We start from the raw sequence: 23,658 nt of genomic DNA on the forward strand, positions 1-23,658 counted from the left end.
CGATAAAGCAGCACAAAAAAAGGAGCAGTAAGTCAAAATATGACTGCCGCTCCTTTTTATTTACCAATACTATAAATCAACTGGCTTGATAAATTGCCTTGCTATTAACTCACCACTAAACGCATCAACTGCGTACTGATATAACCCCCTACTGTGCCCATTGCATAGCCAAGAATACCTAAAAACACGCCAACTGGCGCAAGCGATGGATGAAAAGCAGTGGCAACAATCGGTGCGGATGATGCGCCGCCAGTATTGGCGTTAGAACCAACCGCTAAAAAGAAAAACGGCGCACGGATGATTCGAGCAACAATAAATATAATGATAACGTGGATAATCATCCATACAAAGCCAATCAGTAATAATCGCCATTGCGACACAATACCAGCAAGATTAATTTGCATCCCAATCGCGGCAATTAAGATAAAAATAAATACCGTGCCAATTTTTGACGCACCAACATGATCGAGTCGTCTAATTTTAGTAAAAGAAAAAACGACACCGATTAAAGTGATCATCACCACCATCCAAAAAAATGCGCTGGCAAAGTTATATTGTACCGCCCACGCATAAGGCGCAAAAAATGCCGCGATTTGTTCTCCGGCAAAGTGCGCAACGCCCACCATGGCAAAACACAATCCAAACATTACCATCAAATCATTTAAGGTGGCTGGACGTGCATGATCACGCTCATAGCTCTCAACGGCAGCCACTACCTTATCAATGCTACTGGTATCCGCCTTTAACCAACGGTCAATCTTGGCGCTATGCTTTGCCATCACCAATATTGCCAATAGCCACAATGACGCATTGGTGGTATCCACCAAAATCATCATGCCAAATAAGTCATCGCCAACCCCGAACAGCTCTTTCATCGCGGCTTGGTTAGCGGCTCCGCCAATCCAACTACCAGCAACGGCTGAAAAACCGCGCCAAAGCGTATCATCGGTAAACATCTCAGGCGATACCCATTTAGCCAGTCCCAAGCTGATGGGACCACTAATGACAATGGCCACTGTTGCCGCCAAAAACATGGCAATCGCTTTCCAACCTAGACCCAAAATCTTTGGCACATCCATGGATAAGGTCATCAGCAGTAAGCTGGCTGGCAATAAATAAGTCGCGGTAAAACCATATATCTGCGCGCCAATACCATCAGCAAATACACCGAGACTATTTAACGTTGCTGGGATAAAGCAGCACAACACAATTCCCGGTAGCACCGCATAAAAACGTCGCCAAAACTTGCCCGGTAAACTTTGGGTATAAAACACCAAGCCAATAATCGCCATAATAATACCAAACGCTACAGGTAAATTATCAATGGCTAAATGAGGAATGTCAGGCATCCAATGGCTCCGCAGCACACGATAGGAAAAATTCTGTCAGTATAGACAAGGCGAAAATGACACGCAAGCAGCTATCCAATACAAGACTCATTTTAATCAGCTTAACTAGCTTAGAAAGTTATATAGTGCGGTCAGATAATTACAAACCCCTTAAACACAAAAAAGCCAGATAACAAGTATCTGGCTTTTTGACGCTATTTTTAGGCGATTAAGGCATCATTTTCAAAAAACGGTTAATCGGTTAAAATAAGGCTATTACGAATTGTTGCCACGGTTGCCGCCAGTTGGACGACCTTGACCACGGCTGTCTGAACGACCTGCTGGACGACCTTGGCTACCGCTTGGGCGACCACGACCTGTTGCAGCACGATCACCGCGCGGTGCACTTGCACCATCACCACGGCTAGGACCACCAGTACGCTTGCCTTGATACGGCTTGCCACCTGAACGCTCATTTGGTTTACCAGATGCGTCACGTGGCTTACCTTGATAACCGCTGTCATTGCTGGCGCGTTGACCCGTTGCTGCGCTGTCACTTGAGCGACCACGAGCATTAGCAGGATTACCTTGATAACCGCCTGCTGAGCGACCACGGCCTTGACCATTACCGCCGCCGTTTGAGCGACCACGACCGCGACCACGAGGGCTGCCTTTATTGTCGCTAGGTACGTATGTTTTCTTAGCTTCCATACCTTCAATGACACATACTTCCACTTTGCGATCTAAGTAGCGATTAATGGCGTTAAGCTGTGGACGATCATCTATGCTACATAGGCTGATAGCAACACCCGTACGACCGGCACGACCACAACGACCGATACGATGCACGTAATCTTCAGTTTGGCGTGGCAAATCGTAGTTAATTACATGCGATAACGCTGGCACGTCAAGACCACGGGCAGCAACGTCAGTCGCTACTAGGATTTTACATTTACCATTACGTAGGTCTTGTACAATGCGGTTACGCTTGCTTTGTGGCAAATCACCATGTAAGAAGCTGGCTTTATGGCCTTGCTCTTGTAATGATTTTGCTAATTTTTCAGTACTGCGTTTGGTTGCTGCAAAGATAATGATTTGTTCCATATCTTTAGCACAAACGATTTTATCAAGTAAACGGTTTTTGTGATCAAAATCATCACAGTAGTATACTTTTTCTTCGATGTGTGCAGATTCAACTTTGATTGAAACGCGCTCAGGATTTTTGGTAAAGCTGGCTGCGATTTTGCCAACCGGACCGTCCCAAGTGGCTGAACACATGATGGTTTGACGGCTGCTCGGTGCAGCTTTCAAGATATCATTGATATCGTCAGCAAAACCCATGTCTAACATGCGATCCGCTTCGTCAAGTACCAAGATTTCAAGGCTTGACAAATCAACGCGACCTGCATTGATATGGTCAAGTAAGCGACCTGGAGTGGCAACAATAACTTGAACGCCCTTTTTCAACGCAGTAATCTGACCGTTGTATGGTGCGCCGCCAACTAATGGCACACAGAATAAACCACGCATGTCTTTAGAATAGGTGCGAACGCTGTCATGTACCTGCTGAGCAAGTTCACGCGTTGGCGTTAGGATAAGGGCTTTGGTTAATTTATCAAAGCTGGTCGCACGGCTTAAGCGATCAAGTACTGGGATCACGAATGCAGCCGTTTTACCACTACCCGTTTGCGCAGACAATAAAAGGTCGCGACCAGCTAGAGCAAAAGGAATGGCTTCTGCTTGAATAGGTGTTGGATGAGTATAACCACTACGCTCAAGCGCGCTAAGAATTGGCTTGGCAATATTAAGGTCAGTAAAGGTAGTTTTGTTTTCTTCAGGTGCGTCAGTAGCAGGCGCTTGAGTGTTATTATTTTCTGAAGTAGTTGCAGTGTCAGTGTTTTCGATGATGCCGTTTTCAGCAGCGATTGCAGATAAGATGTCAGTCATGAGTATCCTTGGTGGTATAAGCTGCTGTAAATTCAGCAAACTTGATGCACACCACTGATAACCGTTCATCATACCAACCCTTTATCAATATACTGATAAACAAGTAGATATGCTGTCTGACGTATTTTGGTGGTAGTGCCGAGTGTCTTACCCTTGTCTGTTATTAACAGCCCATCTATGCTTTGTCCAAAGCAGATAAACGCAAACAACAACCAATCTAGCCCATGCTAGTAGATAAGATATGAGTCAAAAATAATAAGATTATTTAAGTACACAAAATCATCGGCAACAATTACTCTTGGTCATCCCAGACCCAAAATCGCAGGCGATGTTATCAATCTCATAATTCACGTCAGTCTAAGCCAACGTGGGGACGTAGTATACCATAGTAAAAATAAATAGTTGCATTTATTTTTACTTTTATTTGATATATAGTTATTGAGGGCATAAGTAAACGCATAAATTCATTGAGTGTTTATCGCGTTATTTGTACTTCCGTTACATAAGTGGGCATCCGCCACGCGCCGCCAACTTCAACCAATCGGCACAGTCCAGTTGAGCTCTCATGGCTTTTGGTAAAGCGCGTCCCTGTCCAAACCCAATAAGTTTGGTTCAGACAATCGCCAAGACCGCGCCCTTTATGAACCGCACTGATTTTACCGTTATCATAATCCGTGGCACTGGTAGTCACCAAAACAGGATTGTATGGTGGACTGTCATTCATAACCCAAGCGCCTGTGCCCGAATTGTAGGCGCTCAGCCAGCAGCCATGCTGTATCAGTAATTTGTTAGCGTTAAGACGACTGACCCGCCACGGTGAATTGTCGGTGAGATTCGGGCAATCGCCGCTCACATCTTTCATCGTTTCTTGCATCAATGAGGCAAGCTGAGAGGACTTCATGCTAAATTTCTTATTACCGCTAGCAGCAATTTTCGTATTTGGCTGTACCAAACGTAGCTTTGGTGCCGCTTTTGGTGGCAAAACTCGGTTATTGGCTTTGGTAACCGTTGCGCTATTGATAAAAGCGCTAGCGGTACCGATTCGGCCTTGCGCTTCATCGGCTTTGAGCATAACCGCGGTTGCCCCTTTATCAGACAGGCGCCAGTGAGTATTACGCAGCACCAGCTCAATCTTGCTGGATTTACTGAGGGCATCGAGTAATGCGGTAACTTGAGCCGAGGTAAGGTCAGCATCACCAGAGGCGGTAGAGAAAGCCTTGGTCTCCCCTAGATCTTTATCATTAATAAATAAAGAGATACGGTGGCGACTGCCCAGTTGCAATAAGGCTTTTGATGAGCTGTCTTTTGCACCACCAAGTTTGACCTTACCTATCACGCCAGCATTAGCACCCGCTCGGCGAATCAATAATACGGATACCGGAAGATCGTTTCTATCTTCAGCTTGATACCCTGCTAACCGGCAGGTACGAGTATTATCACAAACCACTTGCCAATCTTGGTTGCTAAATTCAACTGGGGCTGCTGCCATACTAGGCAAGCTGACTGTTACGCCAACCGCAGCCGCACAGAGGAGAAATACTTTATTCAAAGTAAAAGAAGTCGATTGGAAGGAGGTTATTATTTTTTGAATCATAACTATTTTATCTTAATAAAAATATGCGGTTTTATCTTAACGTAACGATGTTACTGTACATTATAGTAATGTACTATTGTGTAAATAAAAAGCAAAATTAAAATTTTAAAGAAACATAAGTTTGTAAAAAACATAATTATATTAAAAGCTATATTAAAAGCTGTATTAAAAAAAGCCGATAGACATCACACCTAGCAGCTTTTTTAATATAAGTGATGACTATTAATGGTTTTCTAATGAAAGTCTTTAGGGAGAGACTTTTAGGGATAATGAAACGCCCCGTTTTACTGCAGGGCGCTGCGCAATTTTTTGTGCCCAGCGCTGCACATGTTGATAGCTGTCTACTTGTAAGAATTCAGCGGCATCATAGAGCTTACCCAATACCAACTGTCCGTACCATGCCCAAATAATAATATCGGCAATGTTATAATCTGCGTCATTATTACCACACATATAAATGCGCTCTGCCAGATGCTGGTTGAGTACATCTAGCTGACGCTTGGTCTCCATGGCATAACGATTAATAGGGTATTCCATCGGTTCAGGGGCATAAGCATAAAAATGCCCAAATCCGCCGCCTAAGAACGGCGCACTGCCCACCTGCCACATGAGCCAAGACAAGCATTCAGCACGCGCTGCTCCCTGCTCAAGCGGCACCAAAGCGCCAAATTTTTCGGCTAAATATAATAAAATAGCGCCCGACTCAAAGATTTTAATCGGCGCGCCAGCTTTATTATCTTCCGTATGCTCACCATTTTTCACCGCTGAATAGTCAACTAATGCTGGAATTTTAGAATTGGGATTAATAGCCACAAAATCTGAGCCAAACTGATCCCCTGCTGAGATATCAATTTGATATGCGTCATATTCTGCGCCTTCAATACCAAGCTCAGCGAGTTCTTCAAGTAGAATATTGACCTTGACACCGTTTGGTGTGTTGAGTGAATACAGCTGCAATGGCGCATCGCCTACTGGCAGTACTTGTTCATGGCGCACGCCTGCCGTTGGGCGGTTGGTACTGGCAAATTTACCGCCATTTTCCTTATCATTTGTCCATACTTTTGGTGGCGTATAGTGAGTATCATCGGTCTTTAAAAGGTTGCTTTTTTTTGTGTTACTTTTTTGATTATTGTTACTCATGGAATATCCTCTTGCTAAAAGTAAGTGATTTTGGATAGCACAACCTTACTATAGCGAGAGCATGACCTTGAATAACAGTCCTATCCTGTAACGGCTATCGTTACTTAGCGCCTCTTTTATGCGCTCTGGTTTATACTAGTGATTTTAAGTTGATATAGAATAGTAATGATGACAAGTAGAATGATACTGGCGGTACTATGGTGACCTTAAACGCAACTCAAAATAAGTACCTGCCGTATGTGCTGGCGGTAGCGCTGTTTATGCAAATTTTAGATGCCACTATTTTAAATACCTCACTACCGCAAATGGCACAAGCATTGGGCGAGTCACCATTAAAAATGCAATGGGCAGTAATCAGCTACGCGTTAACGCTGGCGATTTTTATTCCTATTAGTGGGTTTTTGGCGGATAAATACGGGACGCGGCGGGTATTTTTATCAGCGATTATTATATTTTGTATTGGCTCGTTATTGTGTGCCGCTGCGACCAATTTGGGCTTTTTAATTGGTGCAAGGGTGATTCAAGCGCTTGGTGGGGCGATGATGACGCCCGTTGCTCGGCTTATTTTGGTTAAATCCTATCCGCGCAATCAGCTATTAACGGTGATGAATTTTGCCGTCATTCCAGCACTTGTTGCGCCATTAGTGGGACCTTTATTGGGCGGCTATCTGGTGCAATATGCCAGCTGGCATTGGATATTTCTGATTAATATTCCGATGGGCATTGTAGGTTTTATTTTAGGAAAAAAGTTAGTACCGGCATTGTTTGAAGATACTCAGCGCCTTGATTGGTCAGGCTTTATCTTATTTGCTGCGGCTGCCTGCGGGCTAACCCTTGCGGTTGAATTTGGCGCACAGCCCGGTCGAGGTTTTTATGGTATGTTATTAACGGTGGCAGCGCTTGTGCTATTAATGGCTTATGTCTGGCATGCCAAACGCGCACAAGCACCGCTATTTCCTTTGAGTCTATTTAGTGTTCGCACCTTTCGTATAGGCATTGTCGGCAATTTATTTACCCGTCTTGGTATCAGTGCCGTACCCTTTTTGCTACCTTTGCTGCTGCAAGTGGTGTTTGAATTTACACCGTCACAAGCTGGCTGGTTACTGGCACCCATAGCTGTTGGCGCAATTGGCGTAAAGCCATTTGTCAGTAAAATTATCCAACGTTATAGCTACCGTAAAGTGCTGGTATACAACACTTCTTTATTAGGGTTATTGATTATTTTATTGGCACAGTTTAATGACTCTGCGCACTGGCCATGGTTTATCCCTATCCTAACCTTAATGGGCGCTTGCAACTCGATGCAATTTAGCGCGATGAATACCATTACCATTGGCGATTTACAAGGAACGCAGACCAGTAGTGGCAACAGCTTAATGGCGGTCAATCAACAACTGGCAATCAGTTTTGGTATTGCCTTTGGTGCGGCAATGCTGAACGTTATGCGCGAGCGCTGGCACATAGATACACTTACCGCGTTTCATATTACCTATTGGCTGCTAGGCATCTTAACCATACTTTCAGGATTACAGTTTTTACGCCTAAAACCAGAAGATGGACAAGGATTATATTAGAAAACTGCCCCTAAATTTTAGACCTAAAAAAGCCAGCAGATACGAAACACGCACTGCCGGCTTTTCTTATAGCTTCTATAAAACAACGAATACTAAGGCGCTTTATCGCCACCCATTTGCGACTGGATATAGTTTTGTAGCCCAACTTCTTTAATCAAATCTTCTTGCGTATCCAGCCAATCTTCATATTCTTCATTGCCGTCTTTGAGTGTTACCAACAGCTGGCGTGACACGTAATCTTGGCGCTGCTCACATAACGTGATGGCGTCAGTAATAATCGCAAATTTCTGCTTCTCTAACCGCAAATTACAATCAATGATTTCTGGAACGTCTTCACCAATTAGGACTTTGCCTAAGTCTTGCAGGTTTGGCAACCCTTCTAATAGTAAGATACGTTCAATCAAATCATCTGACCATTTCATCTCTTGAATGGACTGATGGTAAAAATTGTCATTTAGCGCATCCAGTCCCCAATGGCGTGCCACCCGTGCATGCAAAAAGTATTGATTAATGGCAATTAATGACTGCCCAAGTACCTTGTTGAGCGCCTGAATAACTTCTTTATCACCTTGCATATTCTCTCTCCCTTATAAATACCTTACAGCGCCTATTACTGGATATAACCTATCGCCACTTTCTAATTTAAAAAATCATAGTTAGCTGAATGGCAGTTAAGCAAGATTAGGCGATACTTCTGCCATCTGGCTTTGTAAGTAATTCGGTAGACCCACCATATCGATAAGGCGCAGCTGCTGCTCAAGCCAATGGGCATGATCTTCTTCGGTATCTTTCAGTTGGACGACCAGCATCTCACGACTGACATAATCATGCTCTGCTTCACAAATCGCGATACCATCTTTTAGATGTTGCTGAACTTCATACTCAAGATTAAGGTCAAATTGCAGCATCTCAGGAACCGTAGCACCAATATGAATGTCATTCACTTTCATATTTGGTTTGCCGCCAAGCATTAAAATACGGCGGATAATTGCTTGCGCATGCAAGGTTTCATCATGCATTTCATGACTGATACGGTCATACAGCTTGCCGAAATGCCATTCTGCGTACATCTCAGAGTGAATAAAATACTGGTCACGAGCAGCAAGCTCACCACCGAGTAAGAAATTTAAATAATCAATAACTTTTTGGCTGCCTATCATCACGTCTACTCCCTTATTATTCAGCGCACTGCCCTGCTCTTACGACTGACTGCTTAATGACTCATTCATCAAAATCGCAGTAATGGCTTAGCAAGCGAGCTGTTTAGTAAAAATCGATATTCAAAACTCAAAACGACTTACCTGTAAAACAGCTAGTGTAACATACCGGTAAATTATGGCTTGTAACGTTAGTAACTAAGAATAAGATGGTAAGTGATAACCATAATCAGCGATAACTATATGAGCCGTTACTCCCATTATTGTATTAAATAATAGCAGTGCAGAGTATAGAGAATGAGTAAATGCAAAAAAGCACTACTTTATCTAAAAGTAATGCTTGTTTAATAAGACTTAGTCCTTACAACAGCATGTTGTCAATCAACATACTTTAGCAGTCGCCTGCTCTTAAACCGCATATGCCAGCATACCTAGTTTCGCATGATGCTCATCAAGATAATCATTTACCATCGGCTCACAGCAACCACAGCACGTTGCAACGTCTAGCGTATCTTTTAAACCATCAAGGGTATCAATACCAGAAGCAATTGCTGCTTTGATTTGTTTATCTTTCACGTTATTACAGATACAAACGTACATGTGCGGGCTCCTAGCGAGATAGCTGCCTGTGCTGATAGGAATCAGTCCGGCATCTATTGGCTTAATAATCAATATCTTAAAGCATATGAGTTAATGACCATTATAATAACGATAATTACTACCATTTACAATAACTTTTAACAAATTAATCGCTTATTTTATTTTTTATTAATGTAACTGGTTGGCTGCCTATATCTGCTATCAACCAAACTCATAAAAAAAGACCTCACAAGAAGTGAAGTCTCTTTAATAATAATATCAGAATGAATATTTGAGTCTGATTAAATGGGCTTTTTTATAATAACTCTCTTAAACCAAATCTAAGAAATCACTGACAAAGGCATTGGCAGGATGATGAATCAGCTCTTCTGAAGTACCAACTTGCTCAACAATACCATGATTCATAATCACAATTTCATCGGAAACCGCACGCGCCTCTTCTTGGTCGTGGGTGACCATGATGCTGGTGATACCCAATTCATGATGGATATTTTTTAGCCAGGTGCGCAGCTCTTTGCGAACTTTGGCATCTAGCGCACCAAACGGCTCATCAAGTAACAACAGCTTTGGCTTAACCGCAAGCGCTCGTGCCAGCGCAATACGCTGCCGCTGACCACCCGATAATTGATGCGGATAAGCGTTGGCAACTTGTGGTAATTGCACCAGCTCTAACAGTTCAGCCACGCGCTTATTGATATCGGCTTTACTGGGGCGCTCCGCCTTAGGTAATAACGTCAGCCCAAAAGCGATGTTATCGGCGATGTTTTTATGGCGAAATAGCGCATAGTGCTGAAACATAAAACCGATATGGCGCTTTTGTACGGGCGTATTAGTCACATCCAACTCATCAAATAATATCTGCCCAGAATCCGCATATTCAAGACCGGCAATAATACGCAACAAGGTGGTTTTACCGCAGCCTGAAGGTCCAAGAAGTGTGGTTAATTTACCCGTGGGTACGGTGATGCTAATATCATTTAAGGCAGTAAAATTACCAAATTTCTTATTAACGTTTCTAATCTCGATGCTCATAGCATGGTCTCTTGTTATTTTTAACGATTGCTTTTAACCATTATCTTTCGTATTTATCTTTAGTATTAAAAGGTGCTCTTCAGTCACTTATGAATTACTGATTAGCTACTCATTTGGCTGCGTGGGTATGGCGCTGTTGGCACTAACCGGTAGTTCAGGCGCACTGACCAAGCGTTCAAATTTGGCAAATTTACGCTCTTGTAGCTTGGTCATCACCTGCTGTACCAACAGCGTTACTAAGGCTAAAGCAGCAAGCAAGCTTGATAAAGCAAAAGCAGCGGTAAAGTTATAATCATTATAAGCAATCTCAACCAGTAGCGGCATGGTATTGGTCTCGCCACGAATGTGACCTGAAACTACACTAACCGCGCCAAACTCACCCATCGCCCGTGCATTGGTCAAAATCAAGCCATATAACAGCGCCCATTTGATATTAGGCAATGTCACATGCCAGAACGTCTGCCAACCAGTTGCGCCAAGCGTCAATGCTGCTTGTTCTTCCGAGTCACCTTGAGTTTGCATTAGTGGAATAAGCTCACGCGCGACAAACGGAAAAGTCACAAACAACGTTGCCAATACAATACCCGGCACCGCATAAATCACCTGAAAGCCCATGCTCTCAAGCCAGCCGCCAATGGTAGAGTTCAGTCCGAATAGCAACACGAACATCAAACCTGCGACCACTGGTGACACCGAAAACGGCAAATCAAGTAAGGTGGTAACCAGCTGCTTACCTTTAAAATGATAACGGGTCACCAGCCACGCAATCGCTATACCCATCACCATGTTAATCGGCAACACAATCGCGGCGGTAATCAGCGTGAGTCTGATGGCTTGCAGCGCTTCAGGTTCTACTAAAGAGGCAATATACAGCTCCCAACCGCCTTTAAAAGCCTCATAAAATACGGCAAGCAGCGGAAAGACCAACATCACAATCATAAATAACACCGCAATCGTGATAAAAATGCGTCTGATCCACGGCGTATCTTTAGTCGCAGGGTTACTTTGGTAGTCGTAGCTATTGGCGATTTGCATATTAGCGAGCTCCTACGCGGCGCGACAGTTTCCACTGCACAATATTAATGGTTAATAAAATCACAAAGGAGATAAGGAGCATAAATAGCGCCACTGCCGACGCGCCTTGCACATCAAATTGCTCAAGCTTACTGATAATAATTAGCGGTAAAATCTCTGATTGCATCGGAATATTACCGGCAATAAAAATCACCGAACCATACTCGCCCGTTGCGCGCGCAAACATCATGCCAGCCCCCATCAATAACGCTGGCAATAGCTCAGGCAAAATTACCTTATTAAACGTCGTTAAGCGATTGGCACCCAATACCGCCGCCGCTTCTTCAAATTCAACGGACAATTCAGCCAAAACGGGCTGTACAGCGCGGACAATAAAGGGAAAGCTCACAACAACCAGAGCCAACCAAATACCAATCGGGGTAAAGGCAATTTGAATATCAAACTTATCAAACCATTGTCCCAATAAACCATTTGGCGCATATAAAGTCGCAAGCGAAATCCCCGTCACCGCCGTTGGCAGCGCAAAAGGTAAATCAACCAACGCATTAATTAACGACTTACCCCAAAACTCATAACGCACCAAGACCCACGCCACCAATGTACCAAACACCATATTGGTGAGCATTGCCAAAAACGACATCCAAATACTCAGCTTAATCGCTGCGGCAACTTGTGGCTGGCTGATGGTTTCCCAAAATCCGCTCCAGCCCATTTGCGTTGTGGTATATGCCATCATCGCAAACGGCAACACGACTAATAACGATAAGCTAAAGACCGTAATGCCCATACTCAGACCAAAGCCTGGCAGCACATTGCGCTGGCGCAAGCGGGTTAACCAGCCCTTTTTGTGAATCGCTTTGCTGGTTTGAGAAGGGGTAACACTCATAGTAAAGTCCTATAGCCTATCTGCTGGCATATATCAAAAGTCCATGTCGTGGCGCATAACATGGGATTAGTAATGGATATTATTATTTATTGTAGGAATCATATTATTTAGGGTTCTAGAATTCAAAGCATCATCATTCAGAGTAGCTCTATAATTGAGATAAAATAATAAAGCAAGAAAGAAAGTGAAAACAGCTTGCCAGCATAAATTAGCTAACAGAGTAACGGCAATAAGGACAGGCAATGGCGCCCTGTCCTTATCTTTTTATGACGGTTATTTACTGCGGTGGATTGACCGCTAATTTATCAAACACACCACCATCACTAAAGAATTTACCCATGATGTCATCCCACGAACCAAAGGTATCATTTGGACGGAAGGTGTCGATAGGTGGTAATTTATCACCGTTTTTATCAAGAACGCTTTTCACACTAGGACGCAAGTAAAGATCAGCGGCTAACTGCTGAGCTGGCTCGCTCCATAAATAATCAAGATATGCTTTTGCCGCAGCATTAGAGCCTTTCTTATCTGTCACTGTTTTAACGATAGCCACTGGGCTTTCAGATTTAATCGAGTATTTAGGATAAACGATATCAACTTTACCCGCGCCAAACTGAGTGGCAGCAAGATTGGCTTCGTTTTCAAAGGTCACTAATACATCACCAATACCGCGCTGGACAAAGGTCGTCGTAGCAGCGCGACCGCCATTTTCATAAACTTTGACATTTTTTAGTACGTCTTTGACGTAGCTTTGAGTTTTGGCATCATCATTATTAAATGCGTGTAGACCATAGCCATATGCCCCTAAGAAGGCATAACGACCATTACCGGTTGATTTTGGATTGGCAAGGACAATTTCAACACCCGGCTTGGTCAAATCTGCCCAATCCTTGATGCCTTTTGGATTGTCTTTACGTACCAAAAATACAATAGTGCTGGTAAACGGCACTGCATTGTCTGGGAATTTGCTTTCCCAATCGGCTTCAACCAAACCTTTTTTCTCAAGCAGCTCAATGTCTGAACCCTGATTCATGGTAGCCACGTCCGCTTGTAAACCATTAGCAACCGACAAAGCTTGTTTGCTAGAACCGCCATGAGACTGATTAACGGTGATATTGGCATTCGGATTTTCGGTTTTATAATGCTCAATAAACAGTGGGTTGTAACCTTTATAAAAGTCGCGTGCCACATCATAAGAGACATTTAGTAGCTCAATATTTTGACTTTCAGTCGCAGCTGGCGTGCCATCAGCATTCGGTGCGGCTGCCGTTTTATCATTATTGTTGCTACAGCCAGTCAAGCCAAGGGCTAAGGCAACACCTGTTACACCAAGAACCGCACGGCGTTTGCTTTTGGCGGTATAAGTGGATAAATCAGCAGCGCGATATGATGTCATAATTGCCTCAAATAGATAGATGGTCAATGTCTAGGGGAATGCAAGTATGCTAACAGCGCCAGCTTATTATCTTTAATGATGAATATGCGTATATTATTGCCAAAATGGAATAATGGCTATTAATGAACAGTATTGTAGTTTTTGAGTGCCGTTTTGGGAGCACTAATATTTTATAGGTGACTTCTTTTAATTTTATGTTAGTTGTTTTATTTTAGTGGTATAAATGACCAATTGGCTGATGATCAGCCAATTGGTTTTTCTAACATTTTCTATAGTGATTGATTTAAGCATTTTTTAGGCGCTTATTATGCGAACCATTGTGTTAGCAGATGTCTGCCCTATTTTTCTGTTTTTACAGCTAATTTATCAAACAGTGAGCCATCTACAAAAAACGTATCCATAATGCTGTCCCACTCTCCAAAAACGGCAGTCGGCTCAAAGGTTTGGATGTCTTTTAGCGTACCGGTATGGGCAGCTAGGACCTCTTTATTACTAGGACGCAGATACAGTTGTGCCATCAGTTCTTGCGCCGGCTTGTCCCACAAGGCGTTAAGATAAGCAGTTGCTGCTGCGGTAGAGCCTTTTTTATCCGTTACTGAACTCACGATTGCCACTGGGTTATCAATGTTAACGGAGTAGCTGGGATAAACAATCTCAACCTTACCTTTGGCATGCTGCGTGACGACCAGATGCGCTTCATTTTCTGTGGTAATCAGTACATCACCTAAGCCGCGCTGGGTAAAGCTGGTGGTCGCTGCACGCGCACCATTGTCATAGGTCACCACGTTATCGAGCACTTTTTTCATAAAGTCATTGGTCTGGGTTGGCTTATCGACTGACTCTTTAAACTGGTGCAATCCTGAACCATAGGCACCCAAAAAGGCATAGCGCGCAGTGCCACTGGTTTTTGGATTGGGCATGACCACGTCGACATCGGCGCGCGCCAAGTCATTCCAGTCTTTGATTTGTTTTGGGTTGCCACTGCGTACCAGTAACACCATGGTGGTGCTATAAGGGACGGCATTATTTGGAAACGCTTGACGCCAATCGGTTTTTACAAGTCCCTTTTCAACCAGCATATTAATATCACTTTCTTGGTTTAAGGTCACAATATCTGCCTGTAGACCATTCGCCACAGACAATGCTTGCTTACTAGCGCCGCCATGCGATTGCTTGATATCTACCTTACTATCGGGATACTGAGCTTGATAGGTGCTGGTAAATAGCGGGTTGTATTCTTTATAAAAATCGCGTGACACATCGTATGACACGTTCAGTAAGCTGATATCTTTACTCTCAGCTGCTGCGGTATTGTCCCCAGACGCCTGCTCTTTGGTGCCTTCGGTGGGGTTACAACCGCTCAGCAATAATACGGTTGTGAGCGCGCCACCCATCAATACTGCACGTGATGCCATGCGAGTCTGTGCTGCCTGTAAAATAGGCGTTGTGTGATGAGATAAAGCATCTTTATGAATAGCAGCTTTAGTAATATGTGGCATCGGTGGCTCTCTCTAAAAGTAACGGGATAAAAAATTGCGCCCATTATTCAGGCATCAGTTATTGGTTATTGTTTTTTAATTTTCAGATTAAAAGCTATGGTAAAGACGTGGCTTAGGTTTTATCATTCAAGCGGTTAAAAGGCACGGCAAGAAGGAAGTACGCGGCTGACCATGAAAGCTATGCTAGCAGTTTGCACGGCTATCGCTTAGTGACAAAAGCGCTTATCAAGTGATTAACTTGGCATAAGTACCTTTATTAGCTATCCTTTAATAGTCAAGATGATAAACTGGTTATGCAATAAGACGATAAGCCTTACATACCAAAGGTTAAGGAAGGTTTTTTGTTCTCGTTTTTGCCAAGATTGTGGCTGAGCGTTGTTGATTGATTGCTATTACTATCATCGTTATGCCGTCGCCCTATTTCCTTATTCTTACCGAGGTACGTATATGAACCCATTTCCCCTAGCATCACGTTTACAGACACGCCCTTTCTTGCTATCTACTGCCCTTGTCACTGGTGTTATGCTTTTAACCGGCTGTCAAAGTGGTATTTCTGCCAATATCAATACTGATGCCAACACTAATACCAACATAAGTACTGCCGTAAAAAGCACGCCAGCTAATGCAACAATGTCACTATTAACGTCAACCACAGCATCAACGCCAAGCAAACTCACGCCAGCAGTGCAAACCGTCATCGGTGATTACGCCACTGATGGCTATGACAAACGTCAGCAAGGTTATGACTGGGTCGGCGTGATGGTACGTCCGTTTGGCGAAGCAGAAATCGACATTAAAGTGCGGGCGCGTGGTGATATTAAAAATCCCAGTTGCAACTTTGATGGTAAGGCGACCTTAATGGGGCAAGATCAGGCACATGGCGTGATTTTTCAGACTGTGGCTAATAATAGCGTGACTTTTTTGCAGTTTAAGGACGGTAAACTGACTATTGATAGCCAAGATAAAATGGCGCTGCATTATTTTTGTTCAGGCGGTGATACTTTAGCGGGTGATTATCAAAAGCTGGCAAGCCAATTGGTCTTAAGTTAAAGAGATGTCTTCTACCTGTAATGATACTGTCCGTTGCAGCACGCACCTTATTGATAACATTCTACGAAAGAAGTTATTTAAAATAATTTAGCGATGATTGATTAGAGAGGTCTAAATGCTCAAGCGTAAATTGTCCATCATTGGCGTTATGGTGCTTATAGTTGCGATGATAGGTTGTAGTCATGCAGTGTCTAATCGTGATGACTCCGTAGAAAATAATGCACTAAGCCCAGCAGTACAGAAGACTGCAGAGGATATAATACTACGTGGAGATTTCAAAAGAAGTTTTGAGATTCATGAACTAGAAGCTAATGGTACGTTATATTATGTGTCGGATCCGAAGCAGCTATTGATGGCAGCATCAGAAAAAATGGGACAAAGGCACTACTCTAAATCTTTTACTACTTGCGTAGTTGGAATGGTTGGCTCAGAGGGTGGATATGGTCCTACCAGTAAGTATCAAAATCAAATTACCGTTCATGATCTCTGCGTATAACACTGTTTCTGTGATCAATCTAATGATACTTATTCAGCATCAAGCTACCTGAATCAATTTCATCAGTCTCGAATACGGTTGCGATGATGTGACAGTAAAAATAAAAAAGGTAGCAAACCTAGCGTTTGCTACCTTTTTCGTATTTCATCTACGTAGTCGAACTTATACCGCAGAGGCACCAACCAATTTTACTTCAGCACGCTCTTCCTTGGCGATATTGGCATAATAACGGCGCAAAATCTCTAATACTTCAGGACGGCTAAAGTTGTCTGGCACTTCCTCATCTTCTGATAATGCCTTACGCAACTTCGTACCCGATACTTTGACGTGCTGTGACGCATCATGTGGGCAAGTTTTACTCGATGCCATCGCGCCACACGCATTACACCAGAACGTCCAGTCAATATTTAACGGCTGAGTGATTAAGTCATCTTTCTCTAACTTCTCAAAGATAGTTTGTGCATCAAACGCACCATAATAATCGCCAACACCCGCATGGTCACGCCCAACAATCAGATGGCTACAGCCATAGTTTTGGCGGAATAAGGCGTGTAATAATGCTTCACGAGGACCTGCATAACGCATATCGAGCGGATAACCAGCTTGAATAACGGTATCTTGCTTAAAGTAATTATCGATTAAGGTTTTAATCGCTTCTTGACGGACTTCGGCAGGAATATCCCCCGGTTTTAGCGCGCCAAGTAATGAATGCACTAAGACGCCATCACAAATCTCAATTGCGATTTTGGCTAAATATTCATGTGAGCGGTGCATTGGGTTACGGGTTTGGAAAGCGGCAACCGTTTTCCAGCCTTTATCGGCAAGGATTTGGCGAGTTTGCGCAGGGGTCTTATACGTTTCAGGATACAAGGTTGGGAATTCGCCTTCGCTGAGCACTTCTACACTACCGGCAATATTCACCTCATCTTGGCTCTGTACTTGCTGCACACCCGGATGTTCGCTATCTGTGGTGGTAAAGACTTGCTGACACTCATGCTCTTTATCAATAGTGTAAGTTTCTTCAACGGTCAAGACACCCATAATCTCGCCACTTTCGGCAACTAGGGCAACTTTATCGCCTTTATTTAGGTTATCAGCAGTTACTTTCGGCGCAGATAAGGTAATCGGGATTGGCCAAAACAAGCCAGCATTCGCGCCCGTTTGCAGACGCATATTATCGACCACGCCTTGCCAATCGGCTTGATTCATAAAACCATCAAGTGGCGTAAAGCCGCCAATACCGAGCATAATCAAATCACCGCGCTCACGTGAGCTTAAGGTGATTTGCGGTAAGGTTGCGGCAAGTTTTAGCGCTTGAGCACGGGCGTCACCGGTTAATAATAACGGCTTTAGCTCATTGCTACCGTGAGGTGGCACAAGTTTTGATGCGGTTTTTGAGATAGTGTCTTTTGAGGTCGTTTCGGCAAGTTGGGTCATGAGAATCCTAAACAGAGGGAAGATTGGGTGAAATTACCATTGATTCATTTTTGCTTGATGTTTTTGGTTAATCTTTGCATAAGCAGTCGCTAACTAGCAGATGCCTATAGGCTACCTAACTTTCGTTATGAAAATTTATGCTGTGTTTTACTATGGATATGACTTAAAGGAATTTATCTTTAAAACATTAAGCTTATATGATGTAAAGCTGTTTGGTTGTTGAGCCGTTTTAAAATGCCAAAAACTGACGGCAATACACGAAAATCATTTTAATATTAATTTTTATTGGTATTTTTCATTATTACCGTGTTTTAACCCATGGTTTATTGTTTCATTTTTGCTACCCTATCTTTTTGCTATTCGCTTTTTTAAATTTGAAATTGAGATTACGTCATGTATCAATATAATTACGCTGATCAAACGTTGGTTGAGGAACGAGTCGCCCAATTTCGCGACCAAACTCAGCGCTTTTTGGACGGCTCGCTACCAGAAGAGCAGTTTTTACCGCTGCGCCTGCAAAATGGGCTTTATATTCAGCGTTACGCGCCCATGTTGCGTATTGCCATTCCCTACGGTTTACTTGCCAGCTATCAATTGCGCAAGTTGGCTGAGATTACCCGCTTGTATGATAAGGGTTATGGGCATTTCACTACTCGTACCAACATTCAGCTGAACTGGCCAAAACTCGAAGATGTGCCGGATATTTTGGCGCATTTGGCATCGGTGCAAATGCACGCGATTCAAACCTCGGGCAACTGTATTCGTAATACCACCACCGACCCATACGCGGGTATTCATCAAGAAGAAGTTGCTGACCCGCGTCCGTATTGTGAAATTATCCGTCAGTGGTCAACTTTTCATCCTGAGTTTGCTTTTTTACCGCGCAAATTTAAAATTGCCGTGATTGGTTCGGAAAATGACCGCGCCGCAACCCAAGTCCACGATGTGGGCTTGCATGTGAAGAAAAATGCAGAAGGCGAAATAGGTTTTGAAGTGTTGGTTGGTGGCGGCTTGGGTCGTACGCCAGTGATTGGCAAAACCATTAATGAGTTCTTACCGCGTCAGCATTTGCTCAGCTACCTTGATGCAATTTTGCGCGTGTATAACCTGCATGGTCGCCGTGATAATAAGTACAAAGCCCGTATCAAAATCTTGGTAGAAAGCATGGGCGCGGCAGCGTTTGCCAAGCTGGTCGATGCAGAATGGGAAGCGCATACTAAAGATGGCGCACTGACCTTAAATGACGATAATTTTGCCACCGCTGCTAGCTTCTTTACTGCGCCTGATTATCAGTCGTTTGATGCGCTACAGGTACAATCTGAGCTGCAACAGCAACTGAGTGCAGATAAAGATTTTGCCAATTGGTACACCCAAAATACTGTTGCGCATAAAGTTGCAGGCTACCGTGCGGTAGTGATTTCTCTCAAAGCGGGCTTGGTTGATGGTAAATATGTGCCATCCGGTGACGTCAATGCCGATCAAATGGACGCCTTAGCTGACCTATCTGACCGTTATAGCTTTAGCGAGTTGCGCGGTACCTATCAGCAAAACCTCGTCTTTGCTGACGTACAAATCAATCATTTGTATGAGCTGTGGCAGCAATTGGCAGTGCTACATTTAGCCCGTGCCAATATCAATACCTTAACCGACATGATTGTTTGCCCTGGTTGGGATTATTGCTCACTGGCAAATGCCACCACGCACAATATCGCTGAGCAAATCGAAAAGCAGTTTAATGACCTTGATTATCTCTATGATTTGGGTGATATCCGTCTCAACATGTCCGGCTGTATGAATGCTTGCGCCCATCACCACACCGGCGATATCGGTATCTTGGGCGTGGATAAAAAAGGTGAGCATTGGTATCAAATCAGCTTGGGCGGTAATTCAAGCAATGATGCCAAGCTTGGCAAGATATTGGGGCGCGCGGTTGCCGCTGACGATGTTGCCAGCACCCTGCAAGTTATTTTAGATACTTACCTTGAGCTGCGCGGTGATAGCGACAACGAGGTAGAACGCTTTGGTGATCTGGTCGATCGCGTTGGCATTGCCCCATTTAAGGAGAAGGTCTATGGGTAATCATCATGTGCTAAACAGCCAAGGTGTCGATATCAGTAGTCAAGATACATGGCAGGCATTGACCACGTCCGAGCTACCAGACGGCGTGGCGCTCACCGAGCTATCCTTGAGCGAGCTGCTGCATAAGCAAGACAAACCCGATATTCTGATTCCTCTTACGGATTTATTAAAACCAACTGGCGAACTTGCCAGCGGACTATTACAACAGGTTTATGCGCTCTTAACCGAACATACCAGTCGTTTAGGGCTTTGGATGACCGCGAATACGGATACCGATGTGTTGGTAGGCTTGCGTGATTTTTTATTAACGCAAGCGCTGATTGTGATTCATGTACCCGCCTTTGCTGATGGTCGCGGCTTTAGCTTTGCGCAAACGCTACGCCAGTTAGGTTATAAAGGTGAGATTCGCATGGCAGGCGCCTTTGGTCGTGATCAAATTGCTTATTTGCTACGGGTTGGCGCTGACAGCTTTGTGCTGAGCGAACATGATGTGAAATCAAGTGTTGAGGGCGGCATTAGCCAAGCATTCACTGCCCTTGCCAGCTCTTATGATGGTCAAGATGCGACTGCTTTACCGATGTTTGCAGGCATTTAGTAGTTAATAACTTATAAGTCGTTCAAGTCGTTATTGCTTTTAAATTATTTTTCTAAAATTTTTCGTGGTTATCAAGCAACTTTTAATTAATTATCAACCTAGGATTTTATCATGAGCCAATTACACCCAACGCTAAACATTGGCCAAGCCAATCAAGATTTACAAGGCAAAACGCCTGAGCAAATCGTTGAGTGGGCATTAACCCAAGCTAAAAACCCAATCATTACTACTAACTTCCGTCCGTATGAATCTGCGATTTTGCATTTGGTGGCTAAACAGCGCCCTGATATCACGGTATTATGGGTAGATTCTGGCTATAACACTGATGCCACTTATAAGCTTGCCAATAAAGTTATCCGTGATTTAAATCTAAACGTAATCACTTATATCCCAAAACAAACTGCGGCGCATCGCGATGTAACGATGGAAGGTATTCCGGGTATTGACAACCCATTGCATGACGAGTTCACTGACCAAGTTAAACTTGAGCCATTCCGCCGAGCCCTTGATGAGTTAAAGCCTGACGTGTGGTTCAATGCCATTCGTAAAGACCAAACTGAATTCCGTCAAGGTCTTGATGTATTAAGCTTATCAAAAGATGGCGTGTTGAAAGTAGCGCCATTATTTGATAAAACCGACGCTGATTTGGATGTTTATTTAGAAGAAAATAACTTACCAAATGAGTTTGACTACTTTGACCCTACTAAAGTAGAAGAGCATCGCGAATGTGGTCTGCACACGCAGCTATAAGGCTGCTTGCTAAAAAGCGTTGTTAATATTAGTTCTAAGTTAATAGCGCTTCTAAAAACAGAAAAAAATCCCTGCTTATTTTATATAAGTCGGGATTTTTTATGCCTTTTGCTCTTTACAAATATAATCATGGCTATTCCCTTTCTTCTAATAAATTACTGTTCACATTAAAAAATGGAATATACTAATGCCAATATGCAACGTGAGCTGCTGCGTGTGATAATTCATAATAGCGTTAACTATAGAATTGAATGACTGGTTGTATTATGAATACCTTCCCGCTATTTTTTAAATTAGAAAACCGCAAAGTGCTTATCGTTGGCGGTGGTGATGTGGCGCTGCGTAAAGCTGATTTGCTGCGCCGTGCTGGCGCGTGTATCACGATTCTTGCGCCCAGTATCTGTGCCGAACTGCAAGCTTTGCTCACTAATGATAGCAGTGATAATAAGCATGAGCTGATTTACAAGAATTACGATAAATCCTATATGACAGGATCACGGGTAATTATTGCCGCTACCGATGATGAAGCGCTAAATCATCAAATTCATGCCGACGCTACCGAGTTAAATATTCCGGTGAATGTGGTCGATACACCGCATTTATGCGACTTTATTTTCCCAGCCATCGTTGATCGCAACCCAATTGTGATTGGCATTTCATCGAATGGTAAAGCGCCGGTGCTTGCACGGTTATTACGCGCCCGCTTAGAGACCTTAATTCCGCAAGGCTATGGCAAATTAGCAAAATTGGCTGGCGAGTTTCGTCATGAAGTTAAAGCTAAAATACCGACTCTTACCGGACGTCGCCAGTTTTGGGAGCGCGCCTTTGAAGGAAAAGTCAGCGAGCTGATGTTTGCTGGCAATGAAGCCCAAGCAGCCGCGCAATTACAAGCCGATTTAGATCATACTGCCGCGCAAATCAGTAAAAACTTAGAACCTCAAGAAGAACCAAAAAACGAGGCAATTCAGTCACAAACACAGCCGGTTGGTGAAGTATATATTGTAGGTGCAGGACCGGGCGACCCTGAGTTATTAACCTTTAAAGCGTTACGGTTAATGCAGCAAGCGGACATCGTGTTTTATGATGCATTAGTCTCACCGCAAGTGTTGGATTTGTGCCGCCGTGATGCTGATAAAGTATATGTCGGTAAAAAACGCAGCAATCATGCCGTGGCGCAATTGGGCATTAATGAATTACTGGTCAATGCAGCAAAAGAAGGTCGCCGCGTGGTACGACTAAAAGGCGGTGACCCCTTTATTTTTGGGCGTGGTGGCGAAGAAATTGAAAGCTTGCGCGCGCATCATATCCCTTATCAAGTTGTACCGGGCATTACGGCGGCAAATGCGGCTGCCAGTTATGCTGGTATTCCGCTAACCCACCGCGACCATTCTCAATCCGTGCGCTTTGTTACTGGATTTTTAAAGGCGGGCGCACCAAATGGCAACTTTAAAAACTTCCTTAATACCGATGAGACGGTGGTCTTTTACATGGGGCTGCATTCGCTGGCACGTTTGACCGAAGGCTTAATTGATGCTGGGCGCGCTGCCGATACGCCTATTGCGATTGTCTCTAATGCCAGTATGACCAATCAGCAAGTGTTGACCGGCACCATTGGCACGATTGTTGCCTTGCAAGAACAAGCGCAATTGCCAACGCCAGCGCTACTGATTATGGGCGATGTGGTGGCACTGCATCATGACTTGGCTTGGTATAACGTCAATCACCAGCAGCATAATCAAAAGGAATCAGATACTGATGAGAACTGGCTGCGCGGCGGTACGGCAGCCACCCCAAAAGCCACTTTAAAAGACGATAACCTTTCTCGCCAGCAAGCTCATGCTCTATCAATGGTCGCCAATTTATCTGATTTAGCCGAGCAAAAATCGGACGATAGCTTGGAGCAATTGGTGATTGGCTAAGCCAGAAAACTATTCATCTTTTAGTCTCAAACCCATCATCCGTTTAATAGCGGATGCTGGGTTTTTGCTGTGTAAGCCATTTTACTAAACCATTCTCTTATACAGTAAAGCAGCAAACCCCGCCAATTCTTGCTAGAATAATCG

The 23,658-nt window shown here is 43.7% G+C and carries 20 protein-coding genes; 7 read left to right on the forward strand and 13 right to left on the reverse strand.

Annotation, left to right across the window (positions count from 1 at the left end):
* Nucleotides 1-104: 104 nt before the first annotated feature.
* The 4 genes from AAEY78_RS04700 to yghU all read right to left on the reverse strand — a co-directional run bounded on the left by AAEY78_RS04700 (nt 105) and on the right by yghU (nt 6,009).
* Nucleotides 105-1,349: a DUF819 family protein gene (locus AAEY78_RS04700; RefSeq protein WP_352337747.1), complete on the reverse strand. Its 1,245-nt coding sequence runs from the start codon at nt 1,347-1,349 to the stop codon at nt 105-107.
* 255 nt (nt 1,350-1,604) lie between these two features.
* Nucleotides 1,605-3,275, reverse strand: coding sequence for a DEAD/DEAH box helicase CsdA (gene csdA / locus AAEY78_RS04705; protein ID WP_352337749.1), 1,671 nt, complete (start codon nt 3,273-3,275; stop codon nt 1,605-1,607).
* Nucleotides 3,276-3,750: 475 nt separating this feature from the next.
* Nucleotides 3,751-4,869, reverse strand: a complete 1,119-nt coding sequence (locus AAEY78_RS04710; RefSeq protein ID WP_352337751.1) for a DUF1176 domain-containing protein — start codon at nt 4,867-4,869, stop codon at nt 3,751-3,753.
* A gap of 246 nt (nt 4,870-5,115) precedes the next feature.
* Nucleotides 5,116-6,009 (reverse strand): glutathione-dependent disulfide-bond oxidoreductase, encoded by an 894-nt coding sequence (yghU, locus tag AAEY78_RS04715; RefSeq protein WP_352337753.1) that lies wholly within the window; start codon nt 6,007-6,009, stop codon nt 5,116-5,118.
* 197 nt (nt 6,010-6,206) lie between these two features.
* Between yghU and AAEY78_RS04720 the strand changes: the two genes are divergently transcribed.
* Nucleotides 6,207-7,583 carry a DHA2 family efflux MFS transporter permease subunit gene (locus AAEY78_RS04720; protein ID WP_352337755.1) on the forward strand — a complete coding sequence of 459 codons (1,377 nt, stop codon included), beginning with the start codon at nt 6,207-6,209 and terminating at the stop codon, nt 7,581-7,583.
* 92 nt (nt 7,584-7,675) lie between these two features.
* Here the strand turns inward: AAEY78_RS04720 and bfr (AAEY78_RS04725) are convergent, their stop codons facing one another.
* From bfr (AAEY78_RS04725) to AAEY78_RS04760, 8 genes are all read right to left on the reverse strand, one after another.
* Nucleotides 7,676-8,158, reverse strand: a complete 483-nt coding sequence (bfr, locus tag AAEY78_RS04725; protein ID WP_352337757.1) for a bacterioferritin — start codon at nt 8,156-8,158, stop codon at nt 7,676-7,678.
* 96 nt (nt 8,159-8,254) lie between these two features.
* Nucleotides 8,255-8,743, reverse strand: coding sequence for a bacterioferritin (gene bfr / locus AAEY78_RS04730; protein ID WP_352337759.1), 489 nt, complete (start codon nt 8,741-8,743; stop codon nt 8,255-8,257).
* A gap of 405 nt (nt 8,744-9,148) precedes the next feature.
* A complete protein-coding gene (locus AAEY78_RS04735) occupies nt 9,149-9,340 on the reverse strand; it encodes a (2Fe-2S)-binding protein (RefSeq protein ID WP_352337760.1) in 192 nt (63 codons plus the stop codon).
* Between the two features lie 309 nt (nt 9,341-9,649).
* On the reverse strand, nt 9,650-10,372 hold the full coding sequence (locus tag AAEY78_RS04740) for a sulfate/molybdate ABC transporter ATP-binding protein (RefSeq protein WP_182406534.1): 723 nt from the start codon (nt 10,370-10,372) through the stop codon (nt 9,650-9,652).
* Nucleotides 10,373-10,477: 105 nt separating this feature from the next.
* The gene (cysW, locus tag AAEY78_RS04745; RefSeq protein WP_352337761.1) at nt 10,478-11,407 is read right to left on the reverse strand and encodes a sulfate ABC transporter permease subunit CysW; all 930 of its coding nucleotides are present in this window, start codon (nt 11,405-11,407) and stop codon (nt 10,478-10,480) included.
* A 1-nt stretch (nt 11,408) separates the two neighbouring features.
* Entirely contained in the window at nt 11,409-12,293 is an 885-nt protein-coding gene (gene cysT / locus AAEY78_RS04750) for a sulfate ABC transporter permease subunit CysT (protein ID WP_352337763.1), read from the reverse strand.
* 277 nt (nt 12,294-12,570) lie between these two features.
* Nucleotides 12,571-13,689 (reverse strand): sulfate ABC transporter substrate-binding protein, encoded by a 1,119-nt coding sequence (locus AAEY78_RS04755; protein ID WP_352337765.1) that lies wholly within the window; start codon nt 13,687-13,689, stop codon nt 12,571-12,573.
* A gap of 338 nt (nt 13,690-14,027) precedes the next feature.
* Nucleotides 14,028-15,188, reverse strand: coding sequence for a sulfate ABC transporter substrate-binding protein (locus AAEY78_RS04760; protein ID WP_502943657.1), 1,161 nt, complete (start codon nt 15,186-15,188; stop codon nt 14,028-14,030).
* Nucleotides 15,189-15,635: 447 nt separating this feature from the next.
* Between AAEY78_RS04760 and AAEY78_RS04765 the strand changes: the two genes are divergently transcribed.
* Together AAEY78_RS04765 and AAEY78_RS04770 are read left to right on the forward strand one after the other, a co-directional pair.
* On the forward strand, nt 15,636-16,238 hold the full coding sequence (locus AAEY78_RS04765; RefSeq protein WP_352337766.1) for a hypothetical protein: 603 nt from the start codon (nt 15,636-15,638) through the stop codon (nt 16,236-16,238).
* A gap of 115 nt (nt 16,239-16,353) precedes the next feature.
* A complete protein-coding gene (locus AAEY78_RS04770; protein WP_352337767.1) occupies nt 16,354-16,734 on the forward strand; it encodes a hypothetical protein in 381 nt (126 codons plus the stop codon).
* Nucleotides 16,735-16,896: 162 nt separating this feature from the next.
* Here the strand turns inward: AAEY78_RS04770 and sat are convergent, their stop codons facing one another.
* Nucleotides 16,897-18,171 carry a sulfate adenylyltransferase gene (sat, locus tag AAEY78_RS04775; protein WP_352337769.1) on the reverse strand — a complete coding sequence of 425 codons (1,275 nt, stop codon included), beginning with the start codon at nt 18,169-18,171 and terminating at the stop codon, nt 16,897-16,899.
* Between the two features lie 393 nt (nt 18,172-18,564).
* Here sat and AAEY78_RS04780 point away from each other — a divergent pair, with 393 nt between their 5' ends.
* The 4 genes from AAEY78_RS04780 (at nt 18,565) to cysG (ending at nt 23,514) form a co-directional block, all read left to right on the forward strand.
* Nucleotides 18,565-20,250, forward strand: coding sequence for a nitrite/sulfite reductase (locus tag AAEY78_RS04780; RefSeq protein WP_352337771.1), 1,686 nt, complete (start codon nt 18,565-18,567; stop codon nt 20,248-20,250).
* Nucleotides 20,243-20,845 carry a DUF934 domain-containing protein gene (locus AAEY78_RS04785; RefSeq protein ID WP_352337773.1) on the forward strand — a complete coding sequence of 201 codons (603 nt, stop codon included), beginning with the start codon at nt 20,243-20,245 and terminating at the stop codon, nt 20,843-20,845. Before AAEY78_RS04780 ends, AAEY78_RS04785 begins: the two co-directional genes overlap by 8 nt.
* Nucleotides 20,846-20,956: 111 nt before the next feature.
* Nucleotides 20,957-21,595: a phosphoadenosine phosphosulfate reductase domain-containing protein gene (locus AAEY78_RS04790; RefSeq protein ID WP_352337774.1), complete on the forward strand. Its 639-nt coding sequence runs from the start codon at nt 20,957-20,959 to the stop codon at nt 21,593-21,595.
* A gap of 266 nt (nt 21,596-21,861) precedes the next feature.
* Nucleotides 21,862-23,514 (forward strand): siroheme synthase CysG, encoded by a 1,653-nt coding sequence (gene cysG / locus AAEY78_RS04795; RefSeq protein WP_352337775.1) that lies wholly within the window; start codon nt 21,862-21,864, stop codon nt 23,512-23,514.
* The last annotated feature ends 144 nt before the right edge of the window (nt 23,515-23,658 follow it).

Source organism: Psychrobacter sp. 16-MNA-CIBAN-0192, assembly GCF_040309565.1.
GTDB lineage: Bacteria > Pseudomonadota > Gammaproteobacteria > Pseudomonadales > Moraxellaceae > Psychrobacter.